The organism is Curtobacterium sp. VKM Ac-2852 (assembly GCF_013205045.1).
Taxonomy (GTDB): domain Bacteria; phylum Actinomycetota; class Actinomycetes; order Actinomycetales; family Microbacteriaceae; genus Curtobacterium; species Curtobacterium flaccumfaciens.
Genome location: NZ_JABMLI010000001.1, coordinates 1,206,483 through 1,223,526 on the forward strand (window position 1 = coordinate 1,206,483; position 17,044 = coordinate 1,223,526).

General features: G+C 68.4%; 23 protein-coding genes and 1 tRNA gene. 9 read left to right on the forward strand and 15 right to left on the reverse strand.

Features of this window, described 5'->3' with window-relative positions; all coding sequences use genetic code 11:
* Positions 1-8 precede the first annotated feature (8 nt).
* The 10 genes from HQQ79_RS05930 to HQQ79_RS05970 all read right to left on the reverse strand — a co-directional run bounded on the left by HQQ79_RS05930 (position 9) and on the right by HQQ79_RS05970 (position 3,856).
* Complete coding sequence (locus HQQ79_RS05930; protein ID WP_173032925.1) at positions 9-296, reverse strand: hypothetical protein; 288 nt, start codon at positions 294-296, stop codon at positions 9-11.
* Positions 296-667 carry a hypothetical protein gene (locus tag HQQ79_RS05935; RefSeq protein WP_173032927.1) on the reverse strand — a complete coding sequence of 124 codons (372 nt, stop codon included), beginning with the start codon at positions 665-667 and terminating at the stop codon, positions 296-298. Before HQQ79_RS05935 ends, HQQ79_RS05930 begins: the two co-directional genes overlap by 1 nt.
* 155 nt (positions 668-822) lie before the next feature.
* On the reverse strand, positions 823-1,677 hold the full coding sequence (locus HQQ79_RS05940; protein ID WP_173032929.1) for a hypothetical protein: 855 nt from the start codon (positions 1,675-1,677) through the stop codon (positions 823-825).
* Between the two features lie 11 nt (positions 1,678-1,688).
* On the reverse strand, positions 1,689-1,811 hold the full coding sequence (locus tag HQQ79_RS18895) for a hypothetical protein (protein WP_301952533.1): 123 nt from the start codon (positions 1,809-1,811) through the stop codon (positions 1,689-1,691).
* Complete coding sequence (locus HQQ79_RS05945) at positions 1,811-2,029, reverse strand: hypothetical protein (RefSeq protein WP_173032931.1); 219 nt, start codon at positions 2,027-2,029, stop codon at positions 1,811-1,813. The genes HQQ79_RS18895 and HQQ79_RS05945 overlap by 1 nt, the downstream gene beginning before the upstream one ends.
* Positions 2,026-2,706, reverse strand: a complete 681-nt coding sequence (locus HQQ79_RS05950; RefSeq protein WP_173032933.1) for a hypothetical protein — start codon at positions 2,704-2,706, stop codon at positions 2,026-2,028. The genes HQQ79_RS05945 and HQQ79_RS05950 overlap by 4 nt, the downstream gene beginning before the upstream one ends.
* Before the next feature lie 40 nt (positions 2,707-2,746).
* A complete protein-coding gene (locus HQQ79_RS05955; RefSeq protein WP_173032935.1) occupies positions 2,747-2,983 on the reverse strand; it encodes a hypothetical protein in 237 nt (78 codons plus the stop codon).
* On the reverse strand, positions 2,983-3,198 hold the full coding sequence (locus HQQ79_RS05960; RefSeq protein ID WP_173032937.1) for a hypothetical protein: 216 nt from the start codon (positions 3,196-3,198) through the stop codon (positions 2,983-2,985). Before HQQ79_RS05960 ends, HQQ79_RS05955 begins: the two co-directional genes overlap by 1 nt.
* Complete coding sequence (locus HQQ79_RS05965; protein ID WP_173032939.1) at positions 3,198-3,647, reverse strand: hypothetical protein; 450 nt, start codon at positions 3,645-3,647, stop codon at positions 3,198-3,200. The genes HQQ79_RS05960 and HQQ79_RS05965 overlap by 1 nt, the downstream gene beginning before the upstream one ends.
* Complete coding sequence (locus HQQ79_RS05970) at positions 3,647-3,856, reverse strand: AlpA family transcriptional regulator (RefSeq protein WP_254066067.1); 210 nt, start codon at positions 3,854-3,856, stop codon at positions 3,647-3,649. The genes HQQ79_RS05965 and HQQ79_RS05970 overlap by 1 nt, the downstream gene beginning before the upstream one ends.
* A 124-nt stretch (positions 3,857-3,980) precedes the next feature.
* On the opposite strand from HQQ79_RS05970, the gene HQQ79_RS05975 reads away from it, so the two are divergent.
* Together HQQ79_RS05975 and HQQ79_RS05980 are read left to right on the forward strand one after the other, a co-directional pair.
* Complete coding sequence (locus HQQ79_RS05975) at positions 3,981-4,838, forward strand: hypothetical protein (protein WP_173032941.1); 858 nt, start codon at positions 3,981-3,983, stop codon at positions 4,836-4,838.
* A complete protein-coding gene (locus HQQ79_RS05980; protein WP_173032943.1) occupies positions 4,765-5,967 on the forward strand; it encodes a tyrosine recombinase XerC in 1,203 nt (400 codons plus the stop codon). The genes HQQ79_RS05975 and HQQ79_RS05980 overlap by 74 nt, the downstream gene beginning before the upstream one ends.
* Before the next feature lie 65 nt (positions 5,968-6,032).
* Here HQQ79_RS05980 and HQQ79_RS05985 read toward each other — a convergent pair.
* Both HQQ79_RS05985 and msrB read right to left on the reverse strand, forming a co-directional pair.
* Positions 6,033-6,105 (reverse strand) — tRNA-Thr (locus tag HQQ79_RS05985).
* A 37-nt stretch (positions 6,106-6,142) separates the two neighbouring features.
* A complete protein-coding gene (gene msrB, locus HQQ79_RS05990; RefSeq protein WP_027466599.1) occupies positions 6,143-6,550 on the reverse strand; it encodes a peptide-methionine (R)-S-oxide reductase MsrB in 408 nt (135 codons plus the stop codon).
* A gap of 65 nt (positions 6,551-6,615) precedes the next feature.
* On the opposite strand from msrB, the gene HQQ79_RS05995 reads away from it, so the two are divergent.
* The 7 genes from HQQ79_RS05995 to HQQ79_RS06025 all read left to right on the forward strand — a co-directional run bounded on the left by HQQ79_RS05995 (position 6,616) and on the right by HQQ79_RS06025 (position 12,632).
* Positions 6,616-7,089, forward strand: coding sequence for a GNAT family N-acetyltransferase (locus tag HQQ79_RS05995; RefSeq protein ID WP_173032945.1), 474 nt, complete (start codon positions 6,616-6,618; stop codon positions 7,087-7,089).
* Positions 7,089-8,090: a DUF2332 family protein gene (locus HQQ79_RS06000; protein WP_173032946.1), complete on the forward strand. Its 1,002-nt coding sequence runs from the start codon at positions 7,089-7,091 to the stop codon at positions 8,088-8,090. Before HQQ79_RS05995 ends, HQQ79_RS06000 begins: the two co-directional genes overlap by 1 nt.
* 97 nt (positions 8,091-8,187) lie before the next feature.
* A complete protein-coding gene (locus tag HQQ79_RS06005; protein WP_051597083.1) occupies positions 8,188-8,544 on the forward strand; it encodes a DUF3263 domain-containing protein in 357 nt (118 codons plus the stop codon).
* Positions 8,541-9,146, forward strand: coding sequence for a LytR C-terminal domain-containing protein (locus HQQ79_RS06010; RefSeq protein ID WP_027466596.1), 606 nt, complete (start codon positions 8,541-8,543; stop codon positions 9,144-9,146). The genes HQQ79_RS06005 and HQQ79_RS06010 overlap by 4 nt, the downstream gene beginning before the upstream one ends.
* Before the next feature lie 180 nt (positions 9,147-9,326).
* On the forward strand, positions 9,327-9,530 hold the full coding sequence (locus HQQ79_RS06015) for a cold-shock protein (protein WP_017888049.1): 204 nt from the start codon (positions 9,327-9,329) through the stop codon (positions 9,528-9,530).
* Between the two features lie 257 nt (positions 9,531-9,787).
* The gene (groL, locus tag HQQ79_RS06020; protein ID WP_017888048.1) at positions 9,788-11,410 is read left to right on the forward strand and encodes a chaperonin GroEL; all 1,623 of its coding nucleotides are present in this window, start codon (positions 9,788-9,790) and stop codon (positions 11,408-11,410) included.
* Between the two features lie 325 nt (positions 11,411-11,735).
* Positions 11,736-12,632, forward strand: coding sequence for a hypothetical protein (locus tag HQQ79_RS06025; protein WP_173032947.1), 897 nt, complete (start codon positions 11,736-11,738; stop codon positions 12,630-12,632).
* A 198-nt stretch (positions 12,633-12,830) separates the two neighbouring features.
* Here HQQ79_RS06025 and HQQ79_RS06030 read toward each other — a convergent pair whose 3' ends face one another.
* From HQQ79_RS06030 to HQQ79_RS06040, 3 genes are all read right to left on the reverse strand, one after another.
* Positions 12,831-14,525 carry a cell wall metabolism sensor histidine kinase WalK gene (locus tag HQQ79_RS06030; RefSeq protein ID WP_138801951.1) on the reverse strand — a complete coding sequence of 565 codons (1,695 nt, stop codon included), beginning with the start codon at positions 14,523-14,525 and terminating at the stop codon, positions 12,831-12,833.
* A 66-nt stretch (positions 14,526-14,591) separates the two neighbouring features.
* A complete protein-coding gene (locus HQQ79_RS06035; RefSeq protein ID WP_017888045.1) occupies positions 14,592-15,287 on the reverse strand; it encodes a response regulator transcription factor in 696 nt (231 codons plus the stop codon).
* Positions 15,288-15,338: 51 nt separating this feature from the next.
* The gene (locus HQQ79_RS06040) at positions 15,339-17,036 is read right to left on the reverse strand and encodes a DNA repair helicase XPB (RefSeq protein ID WP_027466594.1); all 1,698 of its coding nucleotides are present in this window, start codon (positions 17,034-17,036) and stop codon (positions 15,339-15,341) included.
* Positions 17,037-17,044: the final 8 nt, after the last annotated feature.

Below are 17,044 nucleotides of genomic sequence, written 5' to 3' on the forward strand. Positions count from 1 at the left end.
GAGCCCTTTCAGTCGTGGGCCGGCACGGCCGCCGGCTGGTCGATGTAGTGGTCTTCGGTGAGGGTGCCGTCGGCGTGCAGCAGGTACCGCACGCCGCGACGGGCGGCCGCTCCGGTGCCGAGCAGGTCGACGTAGGTGACGAGGACGGTCTCGCCGGCGTCGAGCTTGGCGAGGAGCCTCGGGTACGGGCAGCCGGGCATGAGACCCCAGCGGTCGGCGCGATGCTGCCACTTGGCTCGCAGCGCATCCCGGACGCCGACACGGGCTGCATCGACGACGTTCTTCTTCCTGGGCATCAGTTGCCCTCTCTCCGCGCCTGTACGCGGTCCCAGCGGCGTCGAGACGCGCGCTGCTTGACGGGGTTCTTCTTCGGCTGCCCGAACTCGTCGGGCAGTGGGATCTGGGCGAGCATCCGGGTGAGCGTCAGCCGCTGCAGTCGCAGCTCGGCGACCGCTGGGTGCAGCCGGGTCTGCCCGGCCGAGCCGCGGACGGTCATCCCGTCGGCGGCGAGGACTTCCTCGAGCGCCTGGATGTCGTTCGCCTGTCGCTGGGCGAGCTCGAGGATGACCAGGTCCTTCTCGTCCCACTCGGTGTCGTCGCCGAGGGCTGCGTCGTACTTCTGGCGCAGCTCGTCGCCGGCCAGCTCCTGGGCCTTCTTGCGGGCCATGCGCGCCTCCTCGGCGTCCCGGAATTCGGATGATGTGGAATGCAGGCGGCCAGGCACACAGCACCTCTACGACCAGGACGGACCCGGGGGGAGGGGGTGGTGGGCACCTGTCCAGCGGTGGGGTCGCGTTCGGGCCCGCGACCCCACCTGTGCGGTCAGTAGCTGCGGCGTGGTGCTGCCTCGAGCAGCTGCTCGCGCGCTTCCTTGTCGGCCTGCATTCGTCGCCATGCGTCGGCTCGGCTGAACGTGCCGCTCGACGTGTCGGTCGATCCGAGCTCGTCGACCTCATCGATGGTGAGTAGTTCTGGTTCACACGTGAGGATCTGACGGACCGTGCGCAGTGGCTCGACGCCGTAGGTGGCGACCGCCTGCTCGTACTGGGTGAAGACGAACATCGACGCGGTGTAACGGTCGAGGTTCCGCTCGCCCGTGTCGAAGACGCCAGCGCTGTACCACTGCTCGAGCAGCGACACGATGGTGTCCCAGTCCTTGACGAGCTCCTCGATCTTGAGCCACTGCGCCTCGACGCCCACGCGCGCGGCTGAGTCGAGGTCCGTGACGCCGTCGGGCAGGGCTGCGCCGGCCTCTGCGATGCCGTCCCTGACCTTCTTGAAGCGGGGGGTGAGGGCCTTGTACAGACCGGCTCCCCGGCTTCGGAAGGCCCGGTAGGCGGCTGCTGATGCGATACCCCCAGCCCGGCCGACGATGTCCCTGACGCGTTCATGGACGGCGGGGTCTGCGGCGAGCGCGCCGGCGACGATGGTGTCGACGAACGCGATGTAGTCGTCGGGGTCCGCGGCTGCCTTCTTCGCAGCACCGTTGAGGCTGTCGGGCTTGTCCTCGAGGTAGCGCTGCCAGTGGACGTTGATCTGGAGGCTCTTGCGGATCAGCTCGTGCTCGTTGGCGAAGACCTTCCGGGTGTCGACGCCGACGCTGTCGAGCAGGTCGAGCCAGTCGCTGAGCGATGCCTGCTGTTCCCACGGCTCGGTGGGGCGGTTCCTGGTGTCCATGCGGTGCCTCCTCAGGCGTTCTTGTCGCGGCCTCGTGCGAGGTTCACGATCTGGTCGGGGGTGAAGTCGTCGGGGTTGTCGTCGGCGGCGTCGAGCATGCGCTGGATCTCGTCGTCGTCTGCGGGCTGGGGCATCAGGGCTCCTGTCGGTTGAGGCGGGTGGTGAGGTTGTCGAGCTGGTCAGCGATCGCGTCGAGCTGGTCGACGAGCGAGCTGATGGTGTTGCGGGCGTCGGCGAGCTTGCGTTCCTTCGCCTTCGCTCGCTGCTCCCACCGGCGGGCGTGCCGGCGGTAGCGCTGCAGGCGCACGTCGTACGGGGTGACGTCGAGTTCGTGATCGTCCCGGGAGGTCATGCCGCCCATCCGTTCTGTGTCCGGAACTTCGTGTGTTCGTCGTCCTGGGAGGCGCACACCTTCATCGAGTCCGGGTAACCGACCATTGATGTTCCGCAGACGGTGCAGCTCCGACCAATCGGTGCCACATCCCAAGTGGTCACCAAGGGCGCAGGGACAGAAGGTGCAGGGTCAGTGATCTCGCCAATTTCGTCGTTCACGAACCACTTCTCTTGATCCCTGCCTGTCCTTTCCTGTCCTGTCCTGTCCTCGGGGACACGTCCCCGGGACGTCCCCGGGTACGGTCCCCCGGTACTGTCCCCGGGTACATCCGAGAAAGAAGGGGAGTCGGTTGAGCCGACAGCCTTCGCGGCCCGCTGACGCTGCTTCTTCTCCCGCTGAGCTCGACGCATGTTGTCGAGCACCTCGAGGTCGTGCCGGCTGGTCTGCGTGTCCGGGAAGTCCGCGATCGACCATCCGTCCCCGTTGGCGACCCACAGTCCACACGCTTCGAGCTTCTTCGCCGTCTCGACCTTCATGAACGGGACCAGCAGCAGCTCGTCACTGAGAATGACCCCGTCCGTCCGGTTGGACACGGACCAGATGGTCGCGAACGCCCACCCGCGGAATTCGTCCGCTGAGAGACGCAGCACCTTGCGGTCGCTGAGGTAGCGTTCCGGGAATCTCGCGTCGGTCACCTGGTCACCTCCTTCGTCTTCAGTTGTGTGGTGTGCCCGGTCAGCTGACTCGCCGCACGCGGTTCGCCATCGCGTTCAGCTCAGCCGCGAGGTGCTCGGCTTCTGAAGGGGTTCCGTGCCACGCGAGCTCGTGCGTGCCGGCGGCGTTGAGCGTCAGGAGCACGACGTCGAGGTGACGGGTCCGGGGCTTGCCCTCACCCTGCGACCACCCGTTCGTCACCTCGACCGCGGACGCGTTCTCGAGCGCTGGCGGGAGAGTCGCCGTGACCTGCGCCATCAGGCAGCCACCTGCAGCGTCGGGGCGAGCCGTGGAGCAGCGGTCCGGAGGTCGGAGACTCGGGCGATGAGCGCGTGCGCCAGCCGGAGTGCTTCCGAGGGCGTGAGTACGAGCGAGTACCCGTCGCTGAACTGGCTCGGCTGTGCGTCGATGAAGATCTCCGATCGGCCGGTGACGGTGCTCTCGACTTCGACGAGCTTGGTGACGTCGTCCATCACTGGGACTCCCCGTTCAGCTCGGCCGCGAGCGCCACGGCGCTGTTGTAGTGGGCGGTGAAGAACGCGACGCGCTCGGGGGTGAGGCGGATGTCGTCGTCGCAGAGGAAGCCCGACACGTACCAGTGCGACTCAGCCTCTGGAACTTCGTCGGATGCGGCGAACTTGGCGACCTCGACGCGGACGTCGGTCGCGCTCGCAACGAAGGCCTTGTGCTGGAGGAGGTCACCCCACTTGAGGAGGTGCGGGGTGCCGTAGATGTAGCACCCGGGCTCGTCGCACGGGACGAGGACGACGGTGTCGCTCTCGATGTCGTGCCAGTGGATGTCGTGGGCGTCTGCTACGGTCAGAACTGACTTGTTCATGGTGTCTCCTGCGGGGATGTTGTGGATGGTGCCCTCGAAGCCCTGGCCGGCTTCGGGGGCGATTTTCGTTGTGGGCTGCAGCATCAGGACGCCTCGCTGAGCGAATCGAGCCAGCTGAGGACATCGGACTTGCGGTAGCGGACTGCCTGCCCGATCTTCGTGACGCGGGGGCCGCGACCTTCGACCTTCCATCTGGCCAGGGTCTGAACCGAGACCTCGATGAACTGGGAGAGCTGCACGCGGGTGGACCACTCGGGCAGGTCTTCTACCTGCCGGATCGCCTGCATCGTCATATCAGTCTTTCTTTGACAGTTCGGCAGTTGATGGTGTCAACGTTTGAAGCCGTTGCCTGGATGGTACGCACAAATTCCACTGAGTGTCAACGCGACACAGGAGAACCTGCTGTACGGTCTTTCTATGACATCTCCCACTGGACGAGGGGCGCGCTCGCAGCAGCCAGAGGACATCGCCGCGCGCGAACAGCTCGCAGCATGGGCGAAGGCCTACAGCGACGCCGTCGTCGACGGGGTGCTCCACTATCGAGACAAGCGCGGCATCAAGAACGCAGACCTGATCGCGCGACTCGAACGGCTTGGGTGGCCTGTGACCTCCAACACGCTGGCAGGCATCCTCGGCAAGAAGCGCTCGTCGATGCCCGCCACGGACGTGATGCTGTTCGCAGCAGCCCTGAACGTGCCGCCCGCAGCGCTCCTGTTCGCGACCCACACGAACGAAGAGCAGCGGATAGCTCCTAGCGCCGGCCGCACCTGGAAGCCGTACGAGTTGGTGAGGTGGTTCGCCGGAGCGTTGGATCTGCCGGTCGTCGAGTTCGAGGATCAGTACGTCGACCTGGCGGACGATTACTACGAGGTCGGCGACATCGTCTCTCGCGCTGAGGAGATCGAGCAGGCCGTCACGGCTTTCGACTTCGAGCACGCTCGGCTCGTTCTAGCGGTTCAGGGTGGTGGCGATGCGACCCTGCCATTGGAGAGGGCGCAGGCGGCGCTGGAGGCATTGGCCCAGCTTCGGCGGTACCTCCGGCTGTTCCACCCAGATGCCGCCCTGCCTGAAGTGCGTTCGGCACTAGCTTTCGTCGATCAGCCGAAGCGTCAGTGGCCGGAGTTGCCGCTCAATGGCTACAGCACGGAGAGGGAGCTTGAGGAGGCGCGAGACGCACAGCGTGTGCGACCCAGCTCCCCCGATGACGTGCGCCAGCGGATTGAGGCAGACCTCGATGCGATGCTGGAAAAGGGGACTGACGGTGGCGAGGCCTAGGACACCCATCGGCGCGCACGGAGCGATCTCCGTCGTACTGCTGGACGACGGGTCCTGGCGAGCGCGGACTCGCTTCCGCTTCGAAGACGGCCGGCTACGCCAGGTCGAGCGATTCGACACCAGCGGTCCCAAGGCTCGGCGGAAGCTGCTCGCCGCCCTCACCACGATCAAGGCGACGACGAGCGGGACCATCAATCAGCACACCCCGCTCAACCGGCTGGCCGACCGCTACATCGAGAACAAGCGGACCGGCGGGGTCGCCCCGACGACGCTGGCTGCCTACGAACGGACCTTGGGCAAGATCGTTCTGCCGGCGCTGGGCGAGCTGGCCGTGCTCGAGGCAACCCCCGAGCGACTGCAGCGCTTCATGGATCAGGTGATCGCGAAGCACGGGCCCGCGTCGGCAAAGATGTGTCGCGCGGTCCTCAGTGGAATGCTCGGTCTGGCGGTCCGCAACGACGCCGCACGCACGAACGCGGTACGCGAGCTCGAGCGCGTTTCGCAGCGCCGTGATGGTGCGACAGCGCTCAACGCGGAACAGCTGCAGGATCTGCTGACGAGGGCGGACCTCGACGAGCGGGTGCAGGCCCTCGACCTCGCCGACCTCCTCCGGTTCATGGCCGGCACCGGCTGTCGCATCGGCGAGGCCTGCGCGATGATCTGGGAAGACGTCTACCCCGGTGCAGTCCACGTCCACTCGACCGTTGTCCGGCTCCGGGGACAGGGGCTACTCCGCCAGGAGCACGGCAAGACGCAAGGATCCGATCGCCGGATCGCCATCCCCGAGCACGTCGACGAGATGCTCAAGCGCCGGGCCTCCGAGCGCGGGGTCGGGTCGCTGGTCTTCCCGTCCGTCCTCGGCAACCTCCGCGACCCGAACAACACCCAGGCCGACTGGCGTGGCGTTCGCGAGTCCCTCGGGTTCCCGGGCGTGAAGCTGCACGCCTTCCGGAAGACCGTCGCGACGCTCCTCGACGGTGCCGGTCTCTCGGCGCGCGACGTCGCGGAATACCTCGGGCACAAGAACCCGTCCATGACGCAGGACCGCTACATGGGGCGCAACACAGGCAGCGCGGCCGCGGCGCGAGCCCTGTCGGCGCTCACGCGTGGATCGCAACCTGCGGGGTAACTGCGGGGTGAACAAAGAAGCCCCGACCGGATTCCGAACTAAGCGGCTTCTGATCGGGGCTTTCGGGCCGGCAGCGGGACTTGAACCCGCAACCCCCGTATTACAAGTACGGTGCGCTACCAATTGCGCCATGCCGGCTGACGCCGCTCATCCTACCGGTGAGGGCGTCCGGGGCTCACTCGCCCGACTTCTCCGAGAAGTTCAGCGAGATCGAGTTCATGCAGTATCGGTCACCCGTGGGGGTGCCGAACCCGTCCGGGAACACGTGGCCCAGGTGCGAACCGCAGTTCGCGCACCGGACCTCGGTGCGGGCCATGCCGAGGGAGTTGTCCTCGATGAGCTGCACGGCGTCCGGGTTCACCGACTCGTAGAACGACGGCCAGCCGCAGCCGGAGTCGAACTTCGTGCCGCTCTTGAACAGCTCCGCGTTGCAGGCCGCACAGGTGTAGACGCCGGCGCGCTCCTCGTCGAGGAGTTCACCGGTCCACGGTCGTTCGGTCCCCGCCTGGCGGAGGACGGCGTACTGGTCCGGGGAGAGCTCCTCGCGCCACTGGGCGTCGGACTTGTCGACGTTGTATGCCATTGGTTCCTCCTGCTTCCGGCCGGGCTCTTCCGGGCACTCCCGACCACTTCACTAAACTCGCCACAATGTCCGAGCATTCCGTGCACCACGCCCGCTGGACCCGTCTGACGACGGACGAACTGTACGGCATCGTCGTCGTGCGCAACCGCGTGTTCGCGCTCGAGCAGCGGGTCACCGCCGAGGACTTCGACGGCCGTGACCGCGAGTCCGACACCGAGCATTGGTGGTTCGGCACGGACACCGATGCGGTTGGGTACCTGCGGCTCATCCGTCCGGCGGCCGACGAGGTCCACCCCGACGGCGCGGAGCCACCGGCGTGGGTGATCGGCCGGGTCGCGACCGACCCCGGACACCGCGGGCAGGGGATCGCCGGCCGGCTCGTCGCCGCCGTCCTCGACGAACACGTGCACGACCCGTTCGTCCTGCACGCCCAGGAGTACGTCGCCGCCCTGTACGAGCGGTACGGCTTTGTGCGGTTCGGGGAGCCGTACGACGAGGCCGGCATCCGCCACGTCGGCATGCACCGGCCCGGGCGCTGATGGACACCCGCGCCCGGTACGACTCGTACGCCGACCGCGTCCAGGCCGTCTCGCCGGCGTACGCCGCCTGGGCACGGTCGCTCGACGACTCCCTCGTCGCGCTCCTCGCCGAGGTCCCCGAGCAGCAGCGGCAGCCGGAACTGTTCTTCGCGGTCGCGCGGCGGCTGGGCGCGGACCCGTCGGACCCTGGTGCGCTGCGCGCGCTCGGCCTGGAGGCCCGCCCCGCGCTGATCACGGCCCTCGCCTCCGCCACGGTGCAGGCTAACGACCCGCAACGGCTCGCACCGGTCATCCCGCTGTTCGCGGCGCTCGCCGAAGGGTCCGCGCGTCCGCTCGGCCTGGTCGACGCCGGTGCCGCCGCCGGGCTGTGCTCGATCCCGGACCGGGTGACCCTGGACTACCGGGTCGGTTCCGGGGCCGCGGTCCTCCGGATGCACACGGCGGTCGCCGATCCCTCGGTCCGGCTGGTGGCGGACGCCTCCGGGGCCGTTCCCACACCCGCGACCGTCCCGATCAGGGTCGGCGCCCGGGTGGCGCTCGACCCGAACCCGATCGACCTGTCGGTCCCCGGTGCGTTCGACCGGCTGGTCGAGGCCGTCCCGCCCGAGGCGTCGGACCGGACCGCCCTGATGCGTCAGGCTGCGCGCGCAACGCTCGCCGTGCCTCCAGACCGGCTCGTCGGCGCCGTGCCCGGCGACCTCGACCGCGCACTGGACGCCCTGCCGGACGACGTCGAACCGGTCGTCCTGACCACCGGGACCCTGGTCTACGTGCCGGGCGCGGACCGGCAGCGGTTCGTGGACCGGATCCGTGCGCGGGGCGTGCACTGGATCACCCTCGAACGCACCGGGATCCTGCGCGGGGTGGCGGCGACGCTGCCCGACGACGTCGACGCGGCCGACCCGGACGCCTTCGCGACGGTCTCGCTCGACGGCGTCGCGGTCGCCGTCTCCGACCCGTTCGGCACGCGTGTGCGCTGGTTCCGTGCGCCGAACCTGTGACCGGTGTTCGCGACAGTCCAGCGCCGTACCAGGGTCCGGATCGACTCCACCCCTACGATGTGCGAGACCCGTTACCCGATACGTGATCGGAACCGCCGTGACCAGCCCCACCGACGAACGCAGCGTCGACCAGCGCAGCGCTGATCAGCTCGGTGCCGACCAGCTCGGTGCCGACCAGCTCAGTGAGCTCGCGAAGCACGTGCTGTCGTTCGAGCAGGACCGGGCACGGCACGACCGCACGAAGGAAGCGGAGATCCGGGTGGAGTTCGAGATGTCGGCGGCGCGCTACTACCAGGTGCTGAACCGCGTGATCGACTCACCCGCGGCACTCGCGTACGACCCGCAGCTCGTGACCCGGCTGCAGCGGCTCCGTCACGCGCGCACCAGCGCCCGGGCGACGCGCAGCTTCGTCGCGCCCGGTGCAGCTCCCGAAGGACGTGAAGAGGAACGATGAGCACGAGATTCCCCCGAGACCGGTTCGACGACGTCGCCGACGGCCCGCGGGTCGGTGCGCACCGCGGGGCACAGCGTCGCGGGCGTGGCTGGATCGTCTTCGCCTGGGCGGCGCTCGCCACCGGCGTGCTCGTCGGCGTCGCGGTGCTCGCCCTCGCGGTGCTGAACGGCAGCTACTCCTTCAACGGATCCGATTCGCCCTCCACGTCCACGTCGACGTCCGCGACGGCGAAGCCCTCGGCGACGTCGAAGCCGTCCGCGTCCTCGTCCGCCGGATCCGGTTCGGCCGGGGCGGGCAGCGCCGCGGCCGCGACGCCGGCACAGCAGGGCACCACCACCGTCGTCGTGCTGAACGGCACGACCACCACGGGCCTCGCCAGCCGGGCGAGTGCGGCGCTGACCGGCGCCGGCTGGCAGGTCGCCTCCACCGGAGACGCCGGTACGACGGGCTCCACGTCGACGATCGTCTACTACCAGCAGGCGTCGCAGGCGGCGGTCGCGCAGGGCATCGCGAAGCAGCTCGGCGTCACGGCCGTGCAGCAGTCTGCGGCGTTCCCGAACGCCGACGTGAGCGTCGTCCTCGGCGCCGACTACACCGGCTGATCCCGGTTCCACCGCGTTATTCGCGCATTGTGTGACGGCTGTGTTTCGGGCACGTTGATTTCTGACGGAATCGACGTGAAACAACGTCACACCTCTTGCCTGATCGGACCGGTTCGGTCAGAGTCCCATGCAGACGACGATCACGTCGTTCCGCACTGCAGTACCAGGGAGCAAGAGATCATGGCCAACGGAACCGTGAAGTGGTTCAACGCTGAAAAGGGCTTCGGCTTCATCACCGTGGATGGAGGGGGCCAGGACGTGTTCGTGCACTACTCGGCCATCGACATGTCGGGTTACAAGGTCCTCGAGGAGGGCCAGGCCGTCGTGTTCGACGTCGGCACCGGGTCGAAGGGCCCGCAGGCAGAGTCCGTCCGCCCCGCCTGAGCACGACCACTTCCAGAACGCGCCGTCCCGTCAGGGGCGGCGCGTTCGTCGTGTGCGTGGACGGTGACCTGTGCCGGGAGCGTGACCGCGGCGGTGGTGCGGGGTCCGCCGGACGCGACGTGTCCTGGGAAGTCGTCACGAGCCTCCCGACTGTGTTGCACTCACACCCGGCGAGTGCCAGAATCGGCGTTGGCACTCGCTCACGCTGAGTGCCAGCACGACCCCCAAGACGACGTCCGGGAGGGACGAAAAACCACATGGCTAAGATCATTGCTTTCGACGAGGAGGCCCGCCGTGGCCTCGAGCGCGGCCTGAACCAGCTGGCCGACGCCGTGAAGGTGACGCTCGGCCCGCGCGGCCGCAACGTCGTCCTCGAGAAGAAGTGGGGCGCCCCCACGATCACGAACGACGGTGTCTCCATCGCCAAGGAGATCGAGCTCGACGACCCGTACGAGAAGATCGGTGCGGAGCTCGTCAAGGAGGTCGCCAAGAAGACCGACGACGTCGCCGGTGACGGAACGACCACCGCGACCGTCCTCGCCCAGGCGCTCGTCCGCGAAGGCCTCCGCAACGTCGCCGCCGGTGCCGACCCCGTGTCGCTCAAGCGCGGCATCGAGAAGGCCGTCGCCGCCGTCTCCGACCAGCTCCTCGCCAACGCGAAGGACATCGAGACCAAGGACCAGATCGCCGCGACCGCGTCGATCTCGGCCGCTGACCCGACCATCGGCGCGCTCATCGCCGAGGCCATCGACAAGGTCGGCAAGGAAGGCGTCGTCACCGTCGAGGAGTCGAACACCTTCGGCACCGAGCTCGAGCTCACCGAGGGCATGCGCTTCGACAAGGGCTACCTGTCGCAGTACTTCGTCACCGACCCCGAGCGTCAGGAAGCCGTCTTCGAGGACGCCTACATCCTGATCGTCAACTCGAAGATCTCGAACATCAAGGACCTCCTGCCGGTCGTCGACAAGGTGATCCAGGCGGGCAAGCAGCTCCTGATCATCGCCGAGGACGTCGACGGCGAGGCCCTGGCCACGCTCGTCGTGAACAAGATCCGCGGCATCTTCAAGTCCGTCGCCGTCAAGGCCCCGGGCTTCGGCGACCGCCGCAAGGCCATGCTGCAGGACATCGCGATCCTCACCGGCGGCCAGGTCATCTCGGAAGAGGTCGGCCTCAAGCTCGAGAACGCGACGCTCGACCTCCTCGGTCGTGCCCGCAAGGTCGTCATCACCAAGGACGAGACCACGATCGTCGAGGGTGCCGGCGACGCCGAGCAGATCGCCGGCCGTGTCCGCCAGATCCGTGCCGAGATCGAGGCGACCGACTCCGACTACGACCGCGAGAAGCTCCAGGAGCGCCTCGCGAAGCTCGCCGGTGGCGTCGCCGTCATCAAGGCGGGTGCCGCGACCGAGGTCGAGCTCAAGGAGCGCAAGCACCGCATCGAGGACGCCGTCCGCAACGCGAAGGCTGCCGTCGAAGAGGGCATCGTCGCCGGTGGTGGCGTCGCACTCATCCAGGCCGGTGCCGTTGCACTCGAGGCCCTCGAGCTCGAGGGTGACGAGGCGACCGGTGCGAACATCGTCCGCGTGGCCATCGACGCGCCGCTCAAGCAGATCGCGCTGAACGCCGGTCTCGAGCCGGGTGTCGTCGCCGCCAAGGTCCGCGAGCTCGAGTCGGGTTGGGGCCTCAACGCCGCGACCGGCGAGTACGTCGACCTGATCGCCGCCGGCATCATCGACCCCGCCAAGGTCACGCGTTCGGCGCTGCAGAACGCTGCGTCGATCGCCGGTCTGTTCCTGACCACCGAGGTCGTCGTCGCCGAGAAGCCCGAGCGCACCCCCGCTGCTCCGGCTGGTGACCCGACGGGTGGCATGGACTTCTAAGTCCGTCTGACGGAAGGGCCCCGCACGCTGCGCGTGTGGGGCCCTTCTGTGTGTGTGTGTGGGCGGGGGTGCGGGGGCTGGTCGGGAGGTCACAACACCCCGCTCACGTTCGCCGAGCGGTCACGAATCGTCGGCTCGGCCCGTTCCAGTCGACACATCGTGACCGTCCGGCGGCGCAGGAGCGGGGAGTCGTGACCGGCTCGTGCGTGCGGCTTGCGCGTGTCCGGGGGTCGGCTCTCCCACACAGGAGGCCCGGCTCACCTCGTTCTCCACAGGTTGCGAGTGCGCGTGGTCGGTTCACGTGCCCCGCGACGACCATGACGGCATGTCAGCTCCCCGTCGCCTCCCTGCTCCGTTCGACCGCACCACCTTCCGCGTGGCCGATGCGGTCGGTCACGGCATCGATCCGGAACGACTCCGGCGCACCGACCTGGCAGCCCCGGTCCACGGTGTGCGTGCTCCGATCGACTCGGTGGACTTCATCGGCGCCGTCACCCTGGTCATGCGTCCCGACCAGTTCTTCAGCCACACGACGGCCGCCGCGATCTGGGGTGCGCCACTGCCGCAGTCGGTGCGCTCGGTCGGCCCGGTGCACGTCTCGACCGCGAGGGACGGGTGCCGGATGCGTCGGCCCGGCGTGGTCGCGCACCGGCTGGACCGGTCGAGGACCGTCGAACACCGCGGATTCCCGGTCAGTGTCCCCGCGCAGATGTGGTTCGAGTGCGCCGGCGTGGTCGATCGGGACGCGCTGGTCGCGATCGGGGACCACCTCGTCGGACCAGCCGGGCTGGCGACGGCGGACGACCTCCGTGCGTCGATCCGCCCCGGCACACGCTTCGCGCTCGCTGCTCGGCGCGCGCTGGACCTCGTCCGGGCCGGGGCGGAGTCGCCGCAGGAGACCTGGCTCCGTCTGGCAGTGGTCGAAGCGGGGTTCCCCGAGCCGGAGCTGAACGTCGACGTGCACGATGGTGCGGGTCGGTTCCTCGGCCGCGTCGACATGGCGTGGTCGGAGTTCGGCATCGCGTTGGAGTACGACGGCGATCACCACCGCGAGCGCGACACCTTCCGACACGATCAACGACGGGACAACGGGTTCGTGGTGAACGACTGGCTCGTGATCCACGCGACGGCGTCGGACGCACACCGACCCGCGGTGTTGTTCGAGCGACTCCGACAGGCGTTCGAGGTCCGAGCGGTCGGAAGTCGTCGGCTGTCGGCGTGACGGCCGTGATCGCCACGCTGAAGATCTCGTCGCCGGGCGGTCACGACATGTCGACGGCCGCTCGCCGGCCGGTCACGAACTGTCGGTCAGCGGGCGCGCAGACAACAGATCGTGACCACTCGGCTGCGTCGGACGGGGTGTTGTGACCACCCGAGACGCCGCGGGACGCGAGCGGCCGGGCCGCACGGCCTGCGCGGGTCAGGCGGAGAAGTCGCGGGGGAGCAGGGGGAGCCAGACGCGGAAGGTGGCGCCGCCGCCCTCGGTGTCGAAGACCTCGACCGAGCCGTTGTGCGCCGCGACGATGCCCGACACGATGGCGAGCCCGAGGCCCGAGCCGCCGGTGTCCCGGGCGCGGGAGGTGTCCGCACGCCAGAAGCGCTGGAAGATCTTCTCGCGCAGCTGCGGCGGGATGCCCTCACCATGGTCGATCACGTCGAGGTGTGCCATGCCGCGCTCGTCGTCCACGCCGATGCCGATCTCGATCGGGTCGTCGTTCGCCGTGAACCGCATGGCGTTGCCCATCAGGTTCGTGACGATCTGGCGGATCTTGTTCTCTTCCGCCAGGACGATCGGCGGGCGCTTCGGCAGCACGACCGTGGGCAGCGGCGTGGTCTCGTCGGTCGGCGCGGCACCGGCGTCGATGTTCATGGCGCGGGTGCGACGGGCCCGGAGTCGGGCGATGGTCTGGCGCGAGAACGCGATCGGCCCGGTGGTGTTCGCCGAGGTGGGCGACACGGGCGGTGCTTCGCCGGAGTCCGGAGAGCCGATGGACGACGACGCCGACGGACGGACGGCCTGGGGCACGCTCTCGCCGGTCAGGGAGTCCTCGACGAGGACCTGGATCTCGCGGTCAGGGTTGGAGGCCATTGTGTCGAGCGCCGAGTCACGGGCGATGGCGACGAGGTCGACCGGGCCGAGCTCGAGCGGCTTCGACTCGTCGATGCGGGCGAGCTGCAGCAGGTCCTGCACGAGCAGGCCCATCCGCTGCGCTTCCTTCTCGATGCGCTCCATCGCCTGCGCGACGTCCTCTTCCTTGCGCAAGGCGCCCATCCGGTACAGCTCGGCGTACCCGCGCAGGGACACCAGCGGCGTGCGGAGCTCGTGCGAGGCATCCCCGACGAACCGGCGCATCTGGGCGATGGTGCGCTCGCGGTCCTCGAACGCGGAGTCGATCCGCTCGAGCATGACGTTGAGGGAGCGGTTGAGGCGGCCGACCTCGGTGTTCGGGGTGTCGGCCTCGAGGCGCTGGTTGAAGTCACCCGCGGCGAACCGTGCCGCGGTGTCCTCGACGTCGCGCAGCGGGTCGAAGGTCGCGGTGACGAGCAGGCGGGTGAGCATGGCGCCGAGCAGGATGACCGAGGCGCCGAACCCGAGGAAGATCGCGGTGAACTTGCCGATGGTCTCGTCGGTGCCGGCACTGGAGACGGCGATGAGCACGTAGCCCGTCTCGGTGGTGCCGTCGGACTGGTTCTGCAGCGACGCCGGGATGATCTGGGCGCGCCACTCGTGGTTGTGCTGGCTGTCGTACAGCGAGATGCGCTGGTTCGACTGCGAGGCCTCGACCAGGGTGGCTTCACGGACGTCGGGTCGACTCGACGCCTTCGTCTGGCAGATCCGGTCACCGTCGGCGTCGTACGCGGCGACGTAGGCGCTCTGCGACACCACGACGGACAGCTTGCAGTACTGCTCGCCGTCACTGATGTTCTGACCCTCGAGCTGCTCGGTCGTCTGCTTGACCGTGTTGTCGAGCTGCTGCATGAGGTAGGTGGACAGCACCGTCATCGTGCCGAGTCCGGCGACGAGCAATCCGAGCGCGACGAGCAGCACCGTGATCCCGGTGATCTTGGTGCGCAGGGAAATCCCGTCCCACCAGTGGTTCATTCGCGTGTGCATGCTGCCCCAACGATAGACAGCGGTCGCCCGGTGAAACCGGACGACCGCCGTGAAGAGGTGATGGTGCTACGAGGCCTTGGACGCCTTCAGCATGTACCCGAAGCCGCGCTTGGTCTGGATGATCGGCTCGGCGGAGTACTGGTCGAGCTTGCGGCGCAGGTACGAGATGTAGCTCTCGACGATGCCCGCGTCACCGTTGAAGTCGTACTCCCACACGTGGTCGAGGATCTGCGCCTTCGACAGCACGCGGTTCGGGTTGAGCATCAGGTAGCGGAGCAGCTTGAACTCGGTGGGCGAGAGCTCGATCTGCGCGTCGCCGATCGTGACCTCGTGCGTGTCCTGGTCCATCGTGAGCTCACCGGCGCGGATGATCGCGTCTTCCTCGTCGTTCATGGTGCGACGGAGGATGGCCTTGATGCGGGCGACGATCTCGTCGAGCGAGAACGGCTTGGTGACGTAGTCGTCGCCGCCGACGGTGAGGCCGGTGATCTTGTCCTCGGTGTCGTCCTTCGCCGTGAGGAACAGGATCGGCGACGTGTAGCCCGAGGAACGCAGGCGCTTGGTCACGCCGAAGCCGTTCATGTCGGGCAGCATCACGTCGAGGATGATGAGGTCCGGCTCTTCTTCCAGCACGGCGGAGATCGCCTGTGCTCCGTTGCCCACCGCACGCACGGCGAAGCCGGCGAAGCGCAACGAGGTCGTCAGGAGGTCGCGGATGTTCGGCTCGTCGTCGACGATCAGGATCTTGGGGCCATCGCTCATGGTCTTATCTTCTGACTGTTCCCTCGGGGTTTCCTGAGAGCGGTTCGTACGTCAGCCCACGGGCGTCTGGACCTGGTCGGCATCCAGGATCGTGTACGAGTAGCCCTGCTCCGCCAGGAAGCGCTGCCGGTTCTGCGCGAAGTCCTGGTCGACGGTGTCCCGGGCCACGAGCGTGTAGAACGACGCGGGCAGGCCGTCCTTGTTCGGGCGGAGGAGCCGGCCGAGCCGCTGCGCCTCCTCCTGCCGTGACCCGAACGAGCCGGAGACCTGGATGGCGACGGTCGCGTCGGGCAGGTCGATCGAGAAGTTCGCGACCTTCGAGACCACGAGCACGTCGACCTCGCCGGACCGGAACGCGTCGTACAGCCGCTCCCGTTCGTCGACCGGGGTCGCCCCCGTGATCTCCGCGGCGTCGAGCGACGCAGCCAGTTCGTCGAGCTGGTCGATGTACTGCCCGATCACCAGGATCTGCTCACCGCGGTGCTTCTCGATGAGTTCCCGCACGACCGGGGTCTTGGCCGGGGACGTCGCGGCGAGCCGGTAGCGCTCGTCGTCGCTCGACGCCGCGTACTCCAGACGGTCCTGGTGCGGCAGGTCGATGCGGACCTCGTAGCAGGAGGCCGGCGAGATGTAGCCCTGCGCCTCGATCTCCTTCCACGGGGCGTCGTACCGCTTCGGCCCGATGAGCGAGAAGACGTCGCCCTCGCGGCCGTCCTCGCGCACGAGCGTCGCGGTGAGGCCCAGGCGACGGCGGGCCTGCAGGTCGGCGGTCAGCTTGAACACCGGCGCGGGCAGCAGGTGCACCTCGTCGTAGACGATGAGGCCCCAGTCGAGGGCGTCGAGGAGCGACAGGTGCGTGTACTCGCCCTTCCGGCGGGCGGTGAGGATCTGGTAGGTCGCGATCGTGACCGGCCGGATCTCCTTGACACTGCCCGAGTACTCGCCGATGTCCTCCGGCGTCAGGGTCGTGCGCTTGAGGAGCTCGGTGCGCCACTGCCGCGCCGAGACGGTGTTCGTCACGAGGATGAGCGTGGTCGCCTTGACGGTCGCCATCGCGCCCGCGCCGACGAGCGTCTTGCCCGCACCACAGGGCAGCACGACGACGCCGGAGCCCTGGGCGAAGAACGTGTCGACGGCCTGCTCCTGGTACGGCCGCATGTGCCACTCGGCCGTGTCCAGGTCGATCGGGTGGGGTTGGCCAGGGGTGTAGCCCGCCAGGTCCTCCGCCGGCCAGCCGAGCTTCACGAGCTCCTGCTTGATCTGTCCCCGCGCCCACGGCTGCAGCTCGACCTCGGTCGAGGACCGCATGTCACCGAGCAGCGGCTTGATGCGCTTCGACCGGATGACCTCGGCCAGCACCGACGGGTCCTCGGCGGTGAGGAGCAGGAGCGGTAGCCGCTCGAGTTCCTCGGTGGGGGAGTTCGCGATCACGGGTGCATCGGGTCGTTCCTCGCGACGGATCACGAGCCGTCCGTAGCGCGAGACCGTGTCGCGGATGTCGACCGTGACGCTCTGCGGCACGGGGAACTTCGCGAAGCGTTCCAGGGTGTCGATCATCGCCTCGGCGTCGTGGCCTGCGGCGCGCGCGTTCCAGAGTCCGAGGCGGGTGATCCGGTAGGTGTGCACGTGCTCGGGAGCGCGTTCGAGCTCGGCGAAGGCCGCGAGCTCGTGGCGTGCGTCCTCGGCATCGGGGTGCGCGACCTCGAGGAGCACGGTGCGGTCGCTCTGCACGATCAGCGGTCCGTTCATGACCTGCC